Origin of the sequence: Streptomyces sp. NPDC059248 (genome assembly GCF_042753905.1) — a bacterium.
GTDB lineage: Bacteria > Actinomycetota > Actinomycetes > Streptomycetales > Streptomycetaceae > Streptomyces.
Window position 1 is genome coordinate 77,906 of the sequence record NZ_JBHYZV010000009.1, and the last position, 18,316, is coordinate 96,221.

Genomic DNA, 18,316 nt, shown 5'->3' on the forward strand with positions numbered 1-18,316 from the left:
TCTGAAGAACACGACCGCGCGCCACCGTCGGCCCGCGGTCCCGGGAGCGTTCCCGGGACCGCGGGCCGATACGCGTACCGCCGTCCGCCGGGCCACACCCCCCGCGCCCCACCGTCACCCGGACGGTCCGCGCCGTCACTCTCCCGCGCCGTGCGGCGTGCGGTCCGGGGAGCGGGCGAAAACGCTGAGGTCGACAGCCCCCTGCGAAAGAATCGAGAAACCACCATGGCTGTGTCCCCACCCTCCGCGTCCGCCACCGCCCGCCGCCGGATATCCCGGACCTGCGCCCTCACCGTCGCCCTGGCGACGACGGCGCTGACCGCCGCGCCCGCCTCGGTCGCCGCCGCCGAGACCGCCTCCGGCGGATCCGGCGGTGTCAAGCCGACCGTCGTCCTGGTGCACGGCGCGTTCGCGGACGCCTCCGGCTGGAACGCGGTCGCCGAGGAACTGCTGGATCACGGCTACAAGGTGATCGCGCCCGCCAATCCGCTGCGGAGCCTGGTCTCCGACTCGGCGTACATCGCCAGCGTGCTCAAGAGCATCGACGGGCCGATCGTGCTCGCGGGGCACTCCTACGGCGGTGCCGTGATCGGCAGCGCCGCGGTGGGGAACCCGAACGTCCGGGCGCTGGTGTACGTCTCGGCGTTCATGCCCGACAAGGGGGAGAACCTGGGCGCGCTGTCGACCAAGTTCCAGGGCAGTGAGCTGCAGCCCGCGCTCAATCCGGTCCCGTACACGGACGGCACCGCCACCGGCCAGGACCTGTACATCAAGACGGACAAGTTCCACAGCGTCTTCGCCGCCGACCTGCCGGCCTCGCAGACCCGGCTGATGGCCGTCGAGCAGCGCCCGATCGCGGCGGCCTGTTTCGAGCAGGCCGCGCCGGGCGCGGCATGGCGGACGGTCCCCTCGTGGTTCGTGGTCTCCAAGCACGACAAGGCGATCGCCCCCGACCTGGAGCGCTGGCAGGCCGCCCGCGCCAAGTCGAAGACGGTGGAGATCGACTCGTCGCATGTGTCGATGATGTCCCACCCGGGCGTGGTCACCCGGCAGATCCAGGACGCGGCCAAGGCCACCGCCACCGGGACGAAGCAGAGCGCGGCGCTGGCCGAGACGGGTTCGCGGACCATGGCGCTGGTCGGCGTCGGCGGTCTGGCGGGCACCGCGATACTCGCGGGCACGGCGCTGCTGGTGACGACGCGCCGGCAGAGCGCGGCGCGCGGCGACTGAGGTATCCGTTCGAGCCGCCGACGGGACGGCCGGGTGCGACGGTTCGCGCCCGGCCGTCCCGCGGTTCAGCGGACGACCACCGTCCGCTGGGCCGAGAAGTCGCCCCATTTGCCGTCGGGCAGCTTGGCGCGGATCTTCACGCTGTAGCGGGTGCCCGGCGGGTCGGTGACGACCATGGTGTACGTCGCCCGACCGTCCGGCGGCTCCGCGCCCCAGACGATCGTGGTGCCGAGCCTGCCGTTGAGATACAGCTCGTGGGACTTGACGGCGCCGCCGATGTCCGGCGGCAGCCAGCTCAGTTCGATTCTGCCCTTCTCGACCTCGGTGGTCAGATCGGTGGGGGCGGTGCTGGGTCCCTTGCCGGGGGCGGGCTCGGTGGTCAGGTCCACGGAGTTGCTGTCGGGCGAGGAGTTCTCGGAGGCGTCCCGGGCCCGGACGGTGAAGGTGTAGACGATCCCGGGCCGCAGTCCCGGTACCTGGGTGGTGGTCTCGGTGCCGGAGACGCTGTGGATACGGGTGTCCTCCTGGTAGATGTCGTACGCCGTCACCTTGAAGTTGTCGGTCGACCCCGACCAGCTCAGGGTCACCGACCGCTGCCCGTCGACCGTGCCCCGCAGCTTGCCCGGTGTGGTGGGGGGCTTCTTGTCGTTCGGTGTGGGGGCCGGGGTGGTGACGGCCGCGGCGGGACCGGCCGGGGAGACATTGCCCGCGGCGTCCCGGGCCCGGACGGTGAAGGTGTACGCGGTCGCGGGGGCGAGGCCCTCGACATCGGCCATGGTCCGGTCGCCCGGCACGGTCTTGACCCTCTTGCCCTTCTGGTACAGCTCGTAGCCGGTGACGGCCTTGTCGTCCTTCGCGGCGTGCCACATGAGGTGGACGGAGGTGGCGCTGCCCGCCTCGGCGTGGACGCCGGTGGGGGTGGTGGGCGGCTTGGTGTCCTTCTTCTCCCCGCCGTCGGAGCAGCCGGTGAGGAGCAGGAGGACGGCGGCGCAGAACAGCGCGGCGGGTGTGGGGGGATGGCGCACGATCGGGCCTCCGCTGACGAGAGCGTCGTAATGGTCCAGACCAACTGGTCCAATATCCCGCCGGTACGCCCCCGGTATCAACCCCCTGTCGAAACCCCTTCAGCCGACGGCGGGCACGACGTTCGGTGCGGCGCCCGGTGCGGTGTCGGATTCGGCGTCCGGTGCGGCCTCCCGTTCGGTCTCCTGTTCGGCGGCGGGCCGGTGGTGGCGGCCGATGGGCACAACCAGGGGTGTCCCGCTCACCGGGTCCGTGACGATCCGGCAGCGCAGCCCGAACACGTCCGCCACCAGCTCGGGCGTGATCACCTCGGCGGGGCGGCCCTCGGCGACGAGCCGGCCGCCCTTCAGGGCGATGATGTGGTCGGCGTACCGGCAGGCCTGGTTGAGGTCGTGCAGCACCATCACGACGGTCCGGCCCTCGGTCCGGTTCAGATCGGTGACGAGGTCGAGGACGTCGATCTGATGGGCCAGGTCGAGATAGGTAGTCGGCTCGTCGAGCAGCAGATACGGGGTCTCCTGGGCGACGGCCATGGCGATCCAGGCGCGCTGCCGCTGGCCGCCGGAGAGTTCGTCCACGGACCGGTCGGCCAGCTCCGTCAGCCCGGTGGCGCGCAGGGCGTCGTGGACGGCGCGCTCGTCCGCCGGGGACCACTGGCGCCACCAGGTCTGGTGCGGGGAGCGGCCGCGGGAGACCAGGTCGACCACGGTCAGCCCGTCGGGCGCGACGGGCGACTGCGGAAGGATGCCGAGCAGGCGGGCGAGTTCCCGGGTCGGGGTCTCGTGGACGGAGCGGCCGTCGAGTGTGACCGCTCCGGCGGCCGGGGCGAGCAGCCGGGCCAGCGCCCGCAGCAGGGTGGACTTGCCGCAGGCGTTGGCGCCGACGACGGCGGTGATCCGGCCGGTGGGGAAGGAGACGTCGAGGTCGTCGACGACGGTCCGGTCGTCGTAGCCGAGCCGCAGGGACCGGGCCCGAAGCCCTTGGTCAGCGGTGGCCGGTTCGGGCTCCACGGAGTGGTCGGACATGTGTTCAGCCTCCTGAACCGGCGCGGTTGGCGCGGACGAGCAGCCACAGCAGTACCGGCGCTCCGAGCACTCCGGTGACGATCCCCACGGGCAGTTCGGTGCCGTGGATCAGCTTGCGGGCGATGAGGTCGGACACCAGGACCATCAGGGCCCCGGTGAGCCCGGACGCCAGCGGCGGCGGCCAGGGGGTCCGGGCGAGCCGCAGGGCGATCTGCGGCGCGGCGAGGGCGACGAACGCGACGGGCCCGGCGACGGCGGCGCCGAACGCGGCGAGCCCGACCCCGGCGAGCAGCGCCGCCACCCGGACCGGCTGGACCCGGATGCCCAGGCCCCGGGCGACGTCGTCGCCGAGCTGGAGGTCGCGCAGCTGGCGGCCGAGGAGCAGGGCGGGCGGCACCAGGAGCACCATGGCCCAGATCAGCGGGGTGACCTGGGGCCAGTCGCGGCCGTTGAGGTTGCCGACGAGCCAGCCGAGCGCCGCCTGGGCCTCGTACCGTTCGCCGCGGGCCAGCAGATAGTCGGTGACGCTGGTGCAGATCCAGCCGACGCCGATACCGACGAGGACGATGCGGTAGCCGGTGGTGCCGCGCCGCCAGGCCAGAACGTAGACGACGAGGGCCGAGCCGAGCCCGCCGGCCAGGGCCAGCAGCTGGGTGCTGACACCGTCCCGGCCGCCGAGGACGATACCGGCGACGACCGCGGTGCCCGCGCCCTGCGTGATGCCGATCATGTCGGGGCTGGCGAGCGGATTGCGGGTGAGGGTCTGGAAGAGGGCTCCGGCGATACCGAAGGCGCAGCCGACGAGGAGGCCCGCGAGGGCCCTGGGCAGCCGTAGCTCGCGGACGACGAGTTCATCGCCGGGGTCGCCGGTGCCGAGAAGGGCGCGGACGACGTCGCCGACGGCCAGGGGCATGTCCCCGACGGTCATATGCCAGCAGAAGACGGCGGTGGCGGCGACGGCGAGGCCCGCGGTGACGGCGGCGAGCCGGGGCCGCAGCACTCCGGAGACGGGCGGGGCGGTGAGCCGGAAGGGCAGCCGGTCCCGGCGGATCCCGGCCCCGGGGGCCCGGTCCTTCACCGGATCGCGTCCTGGCAGGAGTCGGGTCATGGGATCACAGCTCCGCGAGTCGTCGGCGGCGGACCATCACGATGAACAGCGGTCCGCCGACGAAGGCGACGAGGATGCCCGCCTGGATCTCGGCGGGCCGGGCGAGCAGCCGTCCCGCGACATCGGCCGCGAGCAGCAGCGAGGGCGCGAGGAGGGCCGAGAGCGGCAGCAGCCAGCGCTGGTCGGGGCCGATCCCGGCGTACTGGAGGAGGACCCGCACGACATGGGGGACGACGAGACCGATGAAGATCACCGGCCCGATGACGGCGACCGCCGCGCCCACCAGCAGGGTCACCGCGACCACCCCGAGGGCCCGGATCCGGCCGGTGCGCAGCCCGAGCGATCTGGCCACGTCCTCGCCCAGGGCGAGGCTGTTGAGGGACGGCGCCAGGGCGAACGCGATCACGGCGCCCAGCGCCAGGAACGGCAGGATCCGCAGGAGTTCGTCCGCGGACTGGTTCGCCAGCGACCCGGCGGACCAGAAGCGGTAGCGGTCGAGGGAGTCGGGGTCGGTGAGGACGACGGCGCTGGTGAGGGAGAAGAGCAGGGAGGTGACGGCGACCCCGGAGAGCGCGAGCTTCACGGGGGTGGAGCCGGAGCGGCCGAGCCCGCCCATCACGTACACCAGGGTGCTGGCGGCGAGCGCGCCCGCGAAGGCGAACCAGATGAAGGAGTAGGCGGAGCCCAGGCCGAACAAGGCGACGGAGACGACGATGGCGAACGCCGCCCCGGCGCTGACCCCGAGCAGTCCGGGATCGGCCAGCGGGTTGCGGGTCAGGGCCTGCATCAGGGCGCCCGCGAGCCCGAGGGCGGCACCGGCGGCGATACCGAGTCCGGTACGGGGGACCCGGACGGCCCAGATCGCGTTGTCGACCCGGCTGTCGGGGGCGTCGCCCAGGAGAGTGCGCCATACCTCGGCTGCGGGCACGTCCAGGGCGCCGTACAGCATCGAGACGGTGACCAGGACGAGGAGCAGCGCCGCGGACGCGGTGACCAGCAGGACACCGCGGGCGCGGCGCGCGGCGGCCGGGCGGGGCGGGGGCGCGGGCGGCGTGGCCTTCTCCAGGCTCACCGGAGTCGCCGGATCCACCGGTTGTCTCCTTCTCGGTACGCCGCGCGGGTCGGATGCGCGACTGTTCGGTGCGGGGTCGTCGGGGCGCGGGCCGGGGCCGGCCGGGGCGGGGCGGCCGGGACCCGGCCGGACGCGGGTCCGGCGGACGCGGCCAAGACCGGGGCGCGGGCCGGGCGCGTTCGGCGGGCGCCCGGCCCGGTGGTCAGGTCCGTCAGACCCGTCAGGTCCGTCAGTCCGTCTGGTCCGTCAGGCCGTCAGGACGCGGGCTGGGCGACCGCGGTCGCCGGCTTGCCGTCGACCGCCGCGGTCAGCTGCGGGGCCAGCCGCTCGACCACGTACGGCAGGCTGAGCACGGTGCCGAAGGACAGCGCGTTGCCGTAGTCGCTGGTCTCGTGGACGTAGATCTCGCGCCCCTCGTCGACGACCTTCAGATCGCCGTAGGAGGGGTCCTTGCGGAGCTTCTCGGCACCCTTGGCCACGTCGCCGACCATCCACACGATGGCGTCGTGGTCCAGCAGGTCGGTGCGCTCCTTGCTGATACTGGCGCCGAACTGGTTGCCGATCACCTTGTCGAGATCGGCGGGCAGCTCGAAGCCGAGCTGGGTGAGGAGCCGGGAGCGGGGGTCCTGGCTGCCCCAGATGAAGAGCCCCTCGTACGGGGTGCCGATGACGGCGGTCTTGTTCTTGAACTCGGGCCGTACGGCCGCCGCGATCTTCTTCTCGGTCTCGGCGACGGCCTTCGCCGCCTCGGCGGGCCGGCCGACGGCCTTACCGACGATCTCGGTCTGCTCCTGCCACGACACGCCCCAGTCGTTGTACTCGCCGGGCTGCGCGACGACGGGCGCGAACTTCGACAGCGCCGTGTACTGCTCCTTCGTCAGACCGCCGTAGACGGAGAGGATCAGATCGGGCTTGAGGGCCGCGATCTTCTCGACCTGGGGTCCGCTGCCGGAGACCTTGAGGACGGTCGAGATCTTCGCGTCGCCCAGTTCGTCCTTCGCCCACGGGCCGACCGCGCCTTCGTAGCCGCCGGTCCACTCGGTGGTGGCGACGGGCACCTTGCCGACGGCGAGCAGGGCGTCCTGGTCGGTCAGGCCGAGGGTGACGATCCGCTTCGGCTCGGATTCGACGGTGGTACTGCCGAACTTGTGCCCGAGGGTGACGGGGAAGGAGCCGGAGCCCTTCGCGCCGTCCTTCCCTTCGGACTTCCCCTCGGACTTCCCATCGGATGTCGCGGACGAGCCGCCGGAGTCGGAGCCGCAGGCGGTGGCGGCGGTCAGAAGCAGCAGGGTGGAGGCGACCGCGGCGGTGACGCGGGCGGTCCTCTTCGAGCGGGCCATGAGGGTTTCCTTCGGTGTGGGGTCGTTCGGTACCGCGGGTGATGCGCTGTACTGCGGGTCCGGGGGGTGCCTTCCTACGGCTCCGGTACGGGACGGTGCGCGGGCTCCCCGGGGGTGCGGGGGCCCGGCGGCGCGGGTTCGGTCGCGCGGCTGAGGGACCAGGCGTCCCAGAGGGCCGCGTAGGGTCCGCGGGCGGCGCGGAGTTCGTCGTGGGTGCCGGACTCCACGACGCGTCCGGCGTCCATGACGACGATCCGGTCGGCGGCCGCGGCCTGGGTGAGCCGGTGGGCGACGATCAGCGCCGTACGGCCTTCGACGGCTCGGGCGACGGCCTTCTCCAGGGAGCGCGCGCCGGTACTGCCCGCCTCGGCGGTGGCCTCGTCGAGGACGACCACGGGCGGGTCGGCGAGGATCAGCCGGGCGAGGGCCAGGGCCTGGACGCGGGCGCCGTCGATCCGGTGGCCGCCGTCGCCGACGACGGTCTCCAGACCGTCGGGCAGCGCGTCGGCCCAGTCGGCGGCGTCGACGCGTTCGAGGGCGTCGCGCAGTTCGGCGTCGTGGGCGCCGGGCCGGGCGAGCCGCAGATCGTCGGCGAGCGGCCCGGCGAAGACATGGGTCTCCTGCGAGACGAGGGCGACGGTACGGCGGACCGCGGCGGGCGGCAGATCGGCGAGCGGTACGCCGCCGATCGTGACCGTGCCTGCGGACGGTGTGTGGATTCCGGCGATCAGCCGGGCCAGGGTCGTCTTCCCGGCCCCGCTGGCCCCGACGAGGGCCACCCGCTCACCGGGCCGGATCGTCAGATCGACACCGTGCAGCACGGGATGGCCGGACGCGTACGCGTGGTGGAGCCCGGTCACGGCGACGGCCGGGGGCCGGGGTGACTCGTCGGCGGCGCGCCGGGGCGCGGGCACGACTGCGGCCGTCCCGCTGCCGCCGCCTTCCGTCCCGTCCGTCGTCGTCCCGTCCTGCAGCAGATCGGCGACGCCGACGATCCGCGCCAGGCCGGACACCGCGGACTGGGCGTCGTCGAGCAGGACGAGTACGGCGTTCATCGGGGTGAAGAGGCTGTGGAAGTAGAGCGCGGCGGCGGTCGCGGTACCGACGGACGCGGAGCCGTCCCGTACCAGCAGATAGCCGGTGGCGAGTACGGCGGCGAGCCCGGCGAACTCGGCGATGTGCAGCCTGCTGTAGAAGGAGAGGACGAGGTTCACACCGCGCAGGGTCAGCGCGACCAGGGCGCCGGAGCGCTCGGTGACCCGCTCGGTGTGCTCCCGCTCCAGCCGGAAGGCCCGTACGGTCGCCGCGCCGCGCACGGTGTCGAGGAGCTGTTGCTGCTGGGTGCCCCCCGCGATCCGCTGACGGGCGTAGAGGGGGACGGCCCGCCGGATGTACCAGCGCGCGGTCCATGTCTGGATCGGCAGGGCGACCAGGGCGGCGAGCAGGAAACGCCAGTCGAGTACGGCGAGGGCGCCCAGGGTGAGGACGATCGCGAGGGCGGAGCGGGTGAACTCGGGCAGCGCGCGGCGCACGGCCTCGGCGACCACGGCGACGTCGCCGGTGACCCGGGCGGTCAGATCGCCGGACCCGGCCCGTTCGATCCGCTCCAGCGGCAGCCCGAGAGCCCGTTCGACGAAACGTTCCCGCAGACGGGCGAGCACGGTCTCGCCGAGCCGGGCGACCAGGGCGAGACCGGCGGTGGTGGCCAGTCCCTGGAGGAGGGCGACGGCGACCAGGGACAGAACGACGGCGGTCAGGGTGTCGAGGGGGCGGTTCCCCGCGGCGATGTCGACGATCCGGCCGAGCAGCGGCTGCGTCAGCAGCCCGACGGCGGTCGCGGCGAGCAGGGCGGCGAAGCCCGCGGCGGCGAGCGCCCGGTGGGGCCGGATCAGCTCCCGTACGGCGGCGCGGGTCCTGGCGGGGCTCGCGACGGGCAGCAGCTCACGGGCCGTTTCTTCGGTCCCCGGTGGCGTGGTGGTCATGAGAGCACCGCCGCGCGGTAGGAGTGGCTGTCGCGGATCAGATCGGGATGCGCGGCCTCGGCCGTCACCCGCCCGTTCTCGACGAGGACGACGGTGTCGGCGGCGGACAGCAGGGCGGGGCTGCTGGTGACGACGACCGTGGTCCGGCCGCGCCGCAGCTCCCGTACGCCGGTGGCGATCCGGGCCTCGGTGACGGAGTCGACGGCGGTCACCGGGTCGTGCAGGACGAGTACCGGCGCGTCGGCGGCGAGCGCCCGGGCCAGGGCGACGCGCTGACGCTGCCCGCCGGAGAGGGAGCGGCCGCCTTCGGTGATCTCGGTGTCGGCGCCCCGGGGCAGCGCCCGGACCACCTCGTCGGCGGCGGACGCCAGGAGGGCGGGTCCGGTGCCGTCGGATCCGGTGCCGTCGGGCCCGGCGGTAGCAGTGGGCGCGGCGGCGGCCACGTTCGCGGCGAGGGTGCCCGCGAAGAGGTCGGACTCGTGCGGGGCGACGAGGACGGCGGCCCGCAGCGCGTCGGCCGTGAGACCGGGGAAGGCGGTCCCGTCGAGTTCGGCGGTGCCGTGGTCGGGGTCGCGGCGGCGGGCCAGGACGTCGAGCAGCGCTTCGGCGTCGGCCGGGTCGGTGGTGACGACGCCGGTGAAGGAGCCGGGCGGCAGATCGAGGTCGAGCCCGCCGAGGGTGCCGTACGACACCCCGCGCAGCCGGAGCCCGCCCCGGACGGGGGCCGTGGGAACGGCTGTACCGGGGGTCACGGCGGCGGGGGCGTTCAGTACGGACGCGATCCGGTCGGCGGAGGCCCGGCCCTGGGCCAGTTCGGCGTTGACGTAGGAGAAGAGGGAGAGGGGGCCGATCAGGACGAGTGCGAGCCCGGCCGCCGTCACCAGTTCGCCGAGGGTGATGTCGCCGCGGGCGGCGAGCCGGCCGCCGACGAGGGCGACCAGGGCGATGAACACCCCGGTCAGGGCGAGGACCATACCGTTCTGGGCGGCCTGGGCGCGGGCGGCGGCCAACGTGGCGGTGAGCGACGCGCGGCTGGTCCGCCGGTAGCGGGCGACGGCGGCGGGCTCGGCGCCGATGCCCTTGAGTACCCGCAGACCCGCGACGAGGTCGGCGGCCACCCCGGAGGCATGGGCGGCACGTTCCTGCTCGGCCGCGCTGCGCCGCTCCAGCGGCTTGCTCAGCAGATGGCCCGCCCACAGCAGCAGCGGGGTGCCGACGAGGACGACGAGCCCGAGGAGGGCGGAGATCCGCAGCAGGAGAAACGCGCTGACCAGGAGGCCGGTCAGCGCCCAGCCGCCGAGGACGATGGCCATCAGCGCGGCCCCGACGCGCTTGGCGTCCTCGGTGGCGATATTCGTCAGCTCACCGGGCAGCCGTCCGGTGTCGGCGCCGCCCTCGGGCGCGAGGACCCGGGCGGCCAGTTCGGTACGGAGCCGGTGCGCGGCGTTCTCGGCGGCGCGCTCCCCGGCGCGGGCGCCGAACCGGAACCCGAACGAGAGCAGCAGATAGACGAGGCCCAGTACGCCGAGGCCGATCAGCAGTCCGGAGCCGTCGCCGCCGGCGATGCCGCGGTCGATCACGACGCCGATCAGTACGGGTACGAGCGCCTCACCGGTCTGATGCGCGGCCCCCACGCTCCAGGCGACCCCGAGATCCCGGCGCTGCCCCCGCACGGCCCGCCCCAGTACGGAGCGCCGCGACAGGTGTGTCACCCCCACCGCACTCCTCCACCCGGGCCGGCTCCGCCGCGCCCGGGGTCACACCCCGGGCCTTTCAGTTAGGTAAGGCTAGCCTATGTTTTTCACCCCTCCAATTCCCCGGTCGGGGGGTCCTCCACGGGGCGCGAGCCGTGCGCCCCCGGCCGCCCGCGCCCGCAAGGGCGCAAACCCCATGGTCCGGGGGCGCGAGGAACCGCGCGAGACCGATGAGTTCCGGGGGCTTCGGGGGTCGGACCTGGTATGGACGACAACCGAGAAACCCCGCCCGCTCTCCAGCCCGCCGCAGACGTCGTCGCCCGGCTGCTGCCCGGCATCGCCGATGCGCGGCTCGACGATCCCACGCCCTGTCCCGACTACGCCGTACGGGAGCTGCTCGGGCATCTCGTGATGCTGGCGACCGCCTTCCGGGACGCCGCGCGCAAGGAGCTGGGGCCGACCACGGACACCCCGCCCGGCAGCGCGCTCCCGGTCCTGGAGCCGGACTGGCGGGAGGTGCTGCCGGTACGGCTGAAGGAGCTGGCGGCGGCCTGGGAAGCACCGGGGGCCCGGGAGGGCATGACCCGGGCCGGGGGTGTCGCCCTGCCCGCCGAGGTCGCGGGTCTGGTGGCGTTGAACGAGCTGGTCGTCCACGGCTGGGACCTCGCCCGCGCCACCGGGCAGCCGTACGATCCGCCGACGGCCGGGCTCCGGGCCTCTTACGAACTCCTCTCGGCGACCGGCGACGACGACCCGAGCCGCGGCACGATCTTCGGGCCGGCCGTGCCGGTACCGGCGGACGCTCCCCTGCTGGACCGGGTGATCGGTCTCAGCGGCCGCCGCCCGGACTGGTCGCCGCGCCCGTGACCGTCCGCGACCGCCGTGCGGCCAGCAGCGCCCGGGCCCGGGCGCGCAGTTCGTCGTCGGAGCGGATCGTGTCGGAGCGGATCGCCCGCTCGCCCGGCGCCCGTATCAGCACGCGCCGGTCGCGTTCGGCCAGCGCGGCCAGCCGGGCCGCTTCCGCGGCGGTGAGGGCGTCCGCGCCCAGCCACTCCAACGCGGTGAGACACCCGGGCGGGTCCACATTCCGTTCGGCGCAGTCGAGGACGATCCCGGCCGCGTCCGGCGGTGGTGTCCCGATCGCGTGGAGCGCCGTGACCGCGGCCGGGGCGAGGGCGGACTCGGTGAGCAGCGCCCTCAGCGCCGGGGCCAGCGGCCTCGCCCCGGGGCCGAGTTCGGCGGCGGCGCCGGCGCATCGGGCGGCCACCCGGGGGACGTCCCGGCCCGCGGCGGCGGCGAGCACGCCGTCGAGGACCGCCACCGTCTCGCCGGGGTCGCGGGTGAGCCGCCCCAGGGCCACCCCCGTGGCGGCGTCGGCGAGCAGCTCGGCCCCCGGCGCGCCCTCCGTCGCGAAGGCGAGCCCCGCCCGCAGCCGTGGCACCAGCACCAGGCCTTCGGAGCCGAGTCCGCCCGCGGTGTCGGCGACGCGTTCCCGGGTCAGCACGGCGTCGGGCGCGCCCGTCAGCGCTTCGCGGAGCACATCGACCAGGGGCGCGGTCTCCCCGGTGAGGGCGTACAGGGCGTCGGCGGCGGCATGGCGGTCGGCGGGCCGCCCGGCCGCCGCGGTCCGCCGGAGCAGCGCGGCGGTCTCCTGCCTGGCCTCGGCCGGGCAGACCGCGACGACGGCCCGCGCGAACTCCGCCGGAGCCCGCCGGAACAGCGCCGTCAGCTCGGGCAGGGCCGCCGCGGCGAGCCCGCCCCAGCCGGTCAGCCACCGGGCGAGCCGGTGTCCGGAGAGCAGCGCGGCGGGGTGCTCCGGGATCCAGCCGGTGTCGATCGAGGTCAGGGCGATCCGGATGGCGTTCAGCAGCTCGGGCGTATAGGCGAGGGGCAGGGTGTGCAGGGCGGGTGCCCGTTCGACGAGGACGGCGACAGTACGGCCCCGGTCGCCGAGGTCGCGGGTGAAGAGCCGGGCCGCCCGCCGGGGGGTGATTCCGGCGAGCACCTCCAGCGCGCGGTCGGCCAGTTCGCCGCCGCCCTCGACCAGGGCGGTGAGTGCGGGCGCGGCCGCCGCCGCGTGGTCGCCGAGCTGCTCCAGCACGGGCAGCAGGGACGCCGTGTGCGGGAAGGTGGGGTCGTCGATGAGGGCGACCAGGGCGGGCGCGAGCCGGGGCGGCGCGGCGCGGGAGATCAGACAGGCGTGTTCGGCGGCCCAGAGCGCTTCGGCGCGGGCGTCGCCGTCGGCGAGCCGAAGCGCCGACTCGACCAGCTCGTACGCCGCCGTGCGGTCGGTGTCGTTGTCGCGGGCGAGCAGCAGCTCGACCACATACGTCAGCGGGACGCCGTACTCCCCGGCGAACCGGCCGGTGACCAGTGGGGCGGCCGGGAGCAGTGTCAGCAGCGCGTCCCGGTGGGCCGGGGTCCACTCGGCGCCGGCCTCGGCGGAGGTCGTCAGCGCCACGATCCGGGTCTCGGCGCCCTCGCCGTCGGCCAGGGCGTCCTCGGCCCGGCGGGCCGCTCCCGCGGGGTCGACCCGGGCGAGCGCGGCCAGCAACTCGGCTCGTACGCCCGGGTCCTTCTCCTCGGCGCGGCGGCTGTCGAGGACGGCCAGGGCCGCGGGGTCGGCGGTGTTCCCCGCGGCCCGGACCGCGGCCCGCCGGGTCCGGACGTCGGGGTGGTCGACCAGCGGCAGGATCAGGGGGAGCCGGGCGGCGACGGCGGCCCGGCAGCCGCCGGGGCCCGCCGGGGCACCCTCGTCGGTGCCCGCGGCGATCTCGCCGAGCAGGACGAGGAGTTCGGCGGGGCGCACTCCGGCGGCGGCCAGCCGGGCGAGGAACGGCACGGCCGCGATCCCCGCCTCGTACACCGTCCCCTGGAGGAGAAGGACGCCCCACAGCTCGTCGAGTGCCTCGGACGACTCGTCGTCGTCGCCCGCGAGGGCCCGCAGCAGCCCGGGGATGTCCTCCGCCCCGCCGAAGGCGTGCTCGACCGCGGCCCAGCGCACGGCGTCGATGCCGACGAAAACCCGTTCGAGATCCATGAGATCGAGCATCGCACGGAGGTCTGACATTCCCGGCGCGGCGAACGACGGGCCCGGGCCGGGCCCGAAGAGAGGCCCGAACCGGGGCCGGACCGGGGCCCGAACCGGGCATCGGACGCGGTATCGGGCGCCGGGTATCGGACGCGGGACGGAAACGCGGTCGGCCCCGCCGTCGGACCCATGGTCCGACCCGCCGTCAGTGCGCCGCCGCGGGGCTGCCCGACCCGCTCGGCACCCGGCCGGCCACGGTCTCCTCCAACTCCGCGTAGCACTCGCCCTCTTCCCCGTCCCCTTCCTCGCCCCGGCGCCCCTTCCCCAGGTGGTTGAAGGCGAGGTTCAGCGCGATCGCCACGATGCACCCGGTGGAGATCCCGGAGTCGAGAACGACGAGCATGCCGTCGGGGAAGGCGTGGTAGAACTCCGGCGCCGCGATGGGGATCATGCCGATGCCCACGGCCGCCGCCACGATCAGCGCGTTCTCGCCCTTCTCCAGCGCGGCGGACGCCAGGGTCTGGATACCGCTGGAGGCGACGGTGCCGAAGAGCGCGATACCGGCTCCGCCGAGTACCGGCAGCGGGACGAGCGCGATGACGGACGCGGCGACCGGGAACAGGCCCAGCAGGATGAGGATGCCCCCGGCCGCGGCGACCACGAACCGGCTGCGGACCTTGGTCATCGCCACCAGGCCCACGTTCTGGGCGAAGGCGCTGCACATGAAGCCGTTGAACAGCGGGCTCAGGGCGCTGCCGAGGGTGTCGGCGCGCAGTCCGCCCTCGATGGTCCGCTCGTCGGCGGGCCGGTCGACGATCTTGCCCAGGGCGAGCATGTCGGCCGTGGACTCGGTCATGCAGACCAGCATCACGACGCACATGGAGATGATGGCGGCTATCTCGAACTGCGGTCCGCCGAAGTGGAACGGGGCGGGGAAGCCGATGACGTCCGCGTCCCGGATGGCGTCGGTGTTCGACATCCCGAGCGGCAGGGCGACGAGGGTGCCCGCGACGAGACCGAGGAGGATCGCGATCTGCTGGAGGAAGCCGCGCAGCAGTTTCCGCAGAGCCAGCACGATCGCCAGGGTGAGGGCGGCCATCCCGATGTTCCGCATCGATCCGTAGTCGTCGGCCGCGGCGTCGCCGCCCTGGGCCCAGCGGAAGGCGACCGGCAGCAGGGAGAGCCCGATGAGGGTGATCACGGTCCCGGTGACGACCGGTGGGAAGAAGCGGACGAGTTTGCAGAAGTAGGGGGTCAGGAGGAAGCCCGCGATCCCGGCGACGATGATCGCGCCGAAGATGACGGCGATCCCGTCCTCGCCGCGGTCCCGCCCGATGGCGACCATGGGGGTCACGCCCGCGAAGGAGACCCCGTTGACGAACGGCAGCCGGGCGCCGATCTTCCAGAAGCCGAGGGTCTGCAACAGGGTCGCGATCCCGGCGGTGAACAGACTGGCGCCCATCAGGAAGGCCGTGTCCTGGGCTCCGAGCCCCACCGCGGGACCCACGATCATGGGCGGCGCCACCACGCCCGCGTACATCGCGGCGACGTGCTGGAGTCCGCTGGTGAAGAGCTTGAAGGGCGGGAGGGTCTCGTCGACGGGATGGGTACCGGGCCCATTCCGCGGGGAGTCCGGTACTCGGTCGGCGCTTTTCGCACGGTGAAACCTGGGCTTGGCTGTCACGGCGGTTCCTCCGGTCGGTTGCACGTCGGCGGAGACGTGGAGGTCAAGGAGGCGGTACGGAGTGGTGTCCACTGGTGCGGCAGTGGTCTTCGTCTCGAAGGGCGACGGCGGTCGTACGAGGGCACGCGGGCACGGCGGCACGAGCGGTACGCCTCGTACCGCTCCGGCGCGGATGGGCCGGAGCGGTAGTACGGTTCACGGTTCACGATGCACGGTCACGATGCACGGCGCTGTACCCGACCGGGAGACGTTGCGCAGAGCTTCAAACAGGGCGGGCGATCTCGGCGAGGCGCCTGGCCTCGGTACGGGTGGCGCGGGCGACGGCGTCCTCGTCGACGGTCACCAGACGGCCGTCCGCCACGACGGGACGGCCGTCGACGAGGGAGAGGGTGACGGGGGCCGGGGCGCCCAGGACGAGGGCGGCCACCGGATCGGCGATGGAGGCGTGGGCGAGGGTGTCCAGCCGCCAGAGCACCAGGTCGGCGAGTTTGCCGGGCTCCAAGGAGCCGATCTCCTCCTGCCGGCCCAGTACCCGCGCCCCGCCGTACGTCCCGAGCCGTAGCGCCTGGCGGGTGGTCAGGGCGGCTTCGCGATGGCTGCCGAGCCGGTTGATCAGCAGGGCGTTGCGGAGTTCGGTGTGGAGTTCACCGGACTCGTTGGAGGCGGTCCCGTCGACGCCGAGACCTACGGGCACCCCGGCGGCGAGCATGTCGGGGACCCGGGCTATCCCGGCGGCGAGCCGGGCGTTGGACGAGGGGCAGTGCGCGACCCCGGTACCGGTTTCGGCGAAGGCGGCGATGTCGGAGTCGTTCATATGGACGCAGTGGGCCATCCACACGTCGTCGCCGAGCCACCCCGTCTCGGCGAAGTAGTCGGTGGGCCCCATCCCGAACAGCTCCTTACAGAACCGTTCCTCCTCAAGGGTCTCGGAGCCGTGGGTATGCAGCCTGACACCCTTGCGGCGGGCGAGTGCCGCGCCCTCGCGCAGCAGCTCGGTGGAGACGGAGAACGGGGAGCAGGGCGCGACGGCGATCCGGGTCATGGCGCCGGGGGCCGGGTCGTGATGCCGGTCGATCGCCTCCTCGGTGGCGGCGAGCGCGCCGTCGATGCTCTCCACGGCGAAGTCGGGCGGCAGTCCGCCGTCGGACGCGCCCCGGTCCATGGACCCCCGGGCCAGGGTGAACCGGACGCCCAGTTCCCGGGCCGCGCCGACGATCGCGCCGGTCAGGTCACCGGCGCCGCGGGGGTACACATAGTGGTGGTCCATGGCGGTGGTGACCCCGCCGCGGGCCATCATCGCCAGTGATCCCTCGGCCGCGGCGCGGACCATCGGCTCGTCGATCCGGGCCCAGGTGGGGTAGAGCGCGACCAGCCAGTCGAAGAGGTTGTGGTCGGTGGCGAGACCCCGGGTGATCCACTGGTAGAAGTGGTGGTGCGTGTTGACCAGTCCGGGTGTGGCGAGATGTCCGGTGCCGTCGATCCGGCGGGCCACGTCCGGCAGTCCGCCGGGCGCGGGCCCGGGGCCCACCGCCTCGATCCGGTTGCCGTGGACGACGACATGGCCGGTGGCGTACTCGGTGTCCCGGGCGTCGACCGTCGCCACGGCGCAGTTCTCGATGACGATGCGCGAATGCGTCATGCTTGCCTCGATTTCCTGTCGCTCCGCCCGGGTACCGGCGCCGGGCGCCGCCCCGCCCCGGGCTGCCGGGGCGCGCGGCGCCGTACGGTCGCGGCCGCGGTGCGGGTCAGAGGTTGGTCGTGTCCACCGGGATGGCCGCGTCGGCGCCCTCCCGCAGCACCGTCGCCTCGATCAGACCGTAGGGCCGGTCGGCGGCGAAGTAGACCTCGTTCTCGTTCGTCAGCCCGAACGGTTCGAGATCGGCCAGGAAGTGGTGCTTGTTGGGGAGGGAGAAGCGGATCTCGTCGATCTCGCTCCGCGCCTCGATCACCCGCGAGCCCATCTGGTACAGCGTCTGCTGGAGGGAGAGGGAGTACGTCTCCGCGAAGGCCTCGAGTATGTGGCGGCGGGCCCGTGCGTAGGACTTCTCCCACTGGGGCATGTGCTGCCCGTCCGAGGTCCAGTTGTAGCGCCAGCGGGCCGAGACGTCGGTCGCCAGAATCCGGTCGTACGCCTCCTTCAAGGTGGTGTAGCCGTCCTTGACGTACCCCCGGAACTCGGAGTTCGTGGAGTTGAGGACCGTCAGGTCCTTCAGTCCGGAGATCACCTCCCAGCGCGTGCCGTCGTAGGTGATCTGGGTCAGCCGGGTCTCCTGACCCTTGCGGACGAAGGAGTGCCGTATGTCGTCGGCGCCGATGGGACGGGAGTCGGCGGCCGGGGCCGCGATGCGCTCCCAGTCGTACTCCTCGATCCTGATCCGGGCCCGGTGGATCGCCTCCTGGGAGGTCACGAAGTGCCGGGCGAGATGGATGCCGAACTGCTCGGCGGAGTCGATGCCGTGCTTCTTGGCGAACGCGAACACCGTGTTCTTGGTGGTGTCGGTCGGCAGGACATTGGCGTTGGAGCCGGAGTGGTGGACCTCCGCCATGTCGCCGCTGAGCGCGACGGAGACATTGAGGTCCTTGATGTGGTGGGTATCGCCGTCCCGGACGATCCGCACCACGCGGTTCTCCGCTTTGCCGTACTGGTTCTGGCCGAGAATCGTGGGCATTCCTGCTAGCTCCCTCGGTAAACGGAGTAGCCGAACGGGTTGAGCAGCAGCGGTACGTGGTAGTGCTCGCCCGGGAGGACGGCGAAGACGATCGCCACCTCGGGGAAGAACACCGGGCCCGTATCGCCGTCCCGATGCGCGGGGGCGTCCTGCTGTGCCTCGGCTCGCCTGGTCAGGAAGTACGCCTCGGTCCCGAAGTCGAGGCGGACATGGGTGGTGCCGTCCGGCGGTGCCGGAAGGTCCTTGCAGCGCCCGTCCGGGTCGGTGGCGGAGCCGCCGATGTCCGTCCAGGCACCCGCCGCGCCGGACCTGGCCGACAGCCGGACGGGGACGCCCGCGGCGGGGCGTCCGGCACTGGTGTCCAGGATGTGGGTGGACACCGAAGCGGTGGTCTCCGTGCTCATAAGCCTTCGCTTCCTCGGTGGTTCCGGGTGGGGGCGCCGGACCCGGCGGGGTAC

General features: G+C 73.6%; 14 protein-coding genes. 2 read left to right on the forward strand and 12 right to left on the reverse strand.

From position 1 onward, the window contains the following. Positions 1–225: 225 nt before the first annotated feature. Positions 226–1,230: an alpha/beta fold hydrolase gene (locus tag ACFXG1_RS06110; RefSeq protein WP_384741366.1), complete on the forward strand. Its 1,005-nt coding sequence runs from the start codon at positions 226–228 to the stop codon at positions 1,228–1,230. A 65-nt stretch (positions 1,231–1,295) separates the two neighbouring features. Here the strand turns inward: ACFXG1_RS06110 and ACFXG1_RS06115 are convergent, their stop codons facing one another. The 7 genes from ACFXG1_RS06115 to ACFXG1_RS06145 form a co-directional block, all read right to left on the reverse strand. Next, positions 1,296–2,255, reverse strand: coding sequence for a fibronectin type III domain-containing protein (locus tag ACFXG1_RS06115; RefSeq protein WP_384741368.1), 960 nt, complete (start codon positions 2,253–2,255; stop codon positions 1,296–1,298). A 99-nt stretch (positions 2,256–2,354) separates the two neighbouring features. Then, positions 2,355–3,278 (reverse strand): ABC transporter ATP-binding protein, encoded by a 924-nt coding sequence (locus tag ACFXG1_RS06120; protein WP_384717820.1) that lies wholly within the window; start codon positions 3,276–3,278, stop codon positions 2,355–2,357. A 4-nt stretch (positions 3,279–3,282) separates the two neighbouring features. After that, entirely contained in the window at positions 3,283–4,386 is a 1,104-nt protein-coding gene (locus ACFXG1_RS06125) for a FecCD family ABC transporter permease (protein WP_384741370.1), read from the reverse strand. A gap of 4 nt (positions 4,387–4,390) precedes the next feature. Further along, positions 4,391–5,452 carry a FecCD family ABC transporter permease gene (locus ACFXG1_RS06130; RefSeq protein ID WP_384717832.1) on the reverse strand — a complete coding sequence of 354 codons (1,062 nt, stop codon included), beginning with the start codon at positions 5,450–5,452 and terminating at the stop codon, positions 4,391–4,393. Positions 5,453–5,712: 260 nt separating this feature from the next. After that, positions 5,713–6,798, reverse strand: coding sequence for an iron-siderophore ABC transporter substrate-binding protein (locus ACFXG1_RS06135; RefSeq protein ID WP_384717826.1), 1,086 nt, complete (start codon positions 6,796–6,798; stop codon positions 5,713–5,715). A 74-nt stretch (positions 6,799–6,872) separates the two neighbouring features. Continuing rightward, positions 6,873–8,780 (reverse strand): ABC transporter ATP-binding protein, encoded by a 1,908-nt coding sequence (locus ACFXG1_RS06140; RefSeq protein WP_384741373.1) that lies wholly within the window; start codon positions 8,778–8,780, stop codon positions 6,873–6,875. Then, positions 8,777–10,498, reverse strand: a complete 1,722-nt coding sequence (locus ACFXG1_RS06145) for an ABC transporter transmembrane domain-containing protein (protein WP_384721726.1) — start codon at positions 10,496–10,498, stop codon at positions 8,777–8,779. Before ACFXG1_RS06145 ends, ACFXG1_RS06140 begins: the two co-directional genes overlap by 4 nt. A 240-nt stretch (positions 10,499–10,738) precedes the next feature. On the opposite strand from ACFXG1_RS06145, the gene ACFXG1_RS06150 reads away from it, so the two are divergent. Continuing rightward, entirely contained in the window at positions 10,739–11,341 is a 603-nt protein-coding gene (locus ACFXG1_RS06150) for a TIGR03086 family metal-binding protein (protein ID WP_384723343.1), read from the forward strand. On the opposite strand, the gene ACFXG1_RS06155 is transcribed toward ACFXG1_RS06150, so the two are convergent. The 5 genes from ACFXG1_RS06155 to uraH all read right to left on the reverse strand — a co-directional run bounded on the left by ACFXG1_RS06155 (position 11,304) and on the right by uraH (position 18,262). Then, positions 11,304–13,514: a hypothetical protein gene (locus ACFXG1_RS06155; protein ID WP_384741376.1), complete on the reverse strand. Its 2,211-nt coding sequence runs from the start codon at positions 13,512–13,514 to the stop codon at positions 11,304–11,306. The two genes, ACFXG1_RS06150 and ACFXG1_RS06155, sit on opposite strands and share 38 nt — an antisense overlap. Positions 13,515–13,710: 196 nt before the next feature. Next, entirely contained in the window at positions 13,711–15,189 is a 1,479-nt protein-coding gene (locus tag ACFXG1_RS06160; protein ID WP_384720365.1) for a nucleobase:cation symporter-2 family protein, read from the reverse strand. 262 nt (positions 15,190–15,451) lie between these two features. Beyond that, entirely contained in the window at positions 15,452–16,828 is a 1,377-nt protein-coding gene (locus ACFXG1_RS06165) for an 8-oxoguanine deaminase (protein WP_384720359.1), read from the reverse strand. Positions 16,829–16,934: 106 nt separating this feature from the next. Beyond that, positions 16,935–17,858: a factor-independent urate hydroxylase gene (gene pucL, locus ACFXG1_RS06170; RefSeq protein WP_384720560.1), complete on the reverse strand. Its 924-nt coding sequence runs from the start codon at positions 17,856–17,858 to the stop codon at positions 16,935–16,937. Between the two features lie 5 nt (positions 17,859–17,863). Then, positions 17,864–18,262 carry a hydroxyisourate hydrolase gene (gene uraH / locus ACFXG1_RS06175; protein ID WP_384720557.1) on the reverse strand — a complete coding sequence of 133 codons (399 nt, stop codon included), beginning with the start codon at positions 18,260–18,262 and terminating at the stop codon, positions 17,864–17,866. Between the last annotated feature and the right edge of the window lie 54 nt (positions 18,263–18,316).

Excerpts from the sequence above, each read along its gene's own strand:
- uraH (WP_384720557.1), bottom strand. The coding sequence starts at position 18,262 with ATGAGCACGGAGACCACCGCTTCGGTGTCCACCCACATCCTGGACACC.
- ACFXG1_RS06165 (WP_384720359.1), bottom strand. The coding sequence starts at position 16,828 with ATGACGCATTCGCGCATCGTCATCGAGAACTGCGCCGTGGCGACGGTC.
- ACFXG1_RS06110 (WP_384741366.1), top strand. The coding sequence starts at position 226 with ATGGCTGTGTCCCCACCCTCCGCGTCCGCCACCGCCCGCCGCCGGATA.
- ACFXG1_RS06140 (WP_384741373.1), bottom strand. The coding sequence starts at position 8,780 with ATGACCACCACGCCACCGGGGACCGAAGAAACGGCCCGTGAGCTGCTG.
- ACFXG1_RS06150 (WP_384723343.1), top strand. The coding sequence starts at position 10,739 with ATGGACGACAACCGAGAAACCCCGCCCGCTCTCCAGCCCGCCGCAGAC.
- ACFXG1_RS06120 (WP_384717820.1), bottom strand. The coding sequence starts at position 3,278 with ATGTCCGACCACTCCGTGGAGCCCGAACCGGCCACCGCTGACCAAGGG.
- ACFXG1_RS06125 (WP_384741370.1), bottom strand. The coding sequence starts at position 4,386 with ATGACCCGACTCCTGCCAGGACGCGATCCGGTGAAGGACCGGGCCCCC.
- ACFXG1_RS06135 (WP_384717826.1), bottom strand. The coding sequence starts at position 6,798 with ATGGCCCGCTCGAAGAGGACCGCCCGCGTCACCGCCGCGGTCGCCTCC.
- pucL (WP_384720560.1), bottom strand. The coding sequence starts at position 17,858 with ATGCCCACGATTCTCGGCCAGAACCAGTACGGCAAAGCGGAGAACCGC.
- ACFXG1_RS06155 (WP_384741376.1), bottom strand. The coding sequence starts at position 13,514 with ATGGATCTCGAACGGGTTTTCGTCGGCATCGACGCCGTGCGCTGGGCC.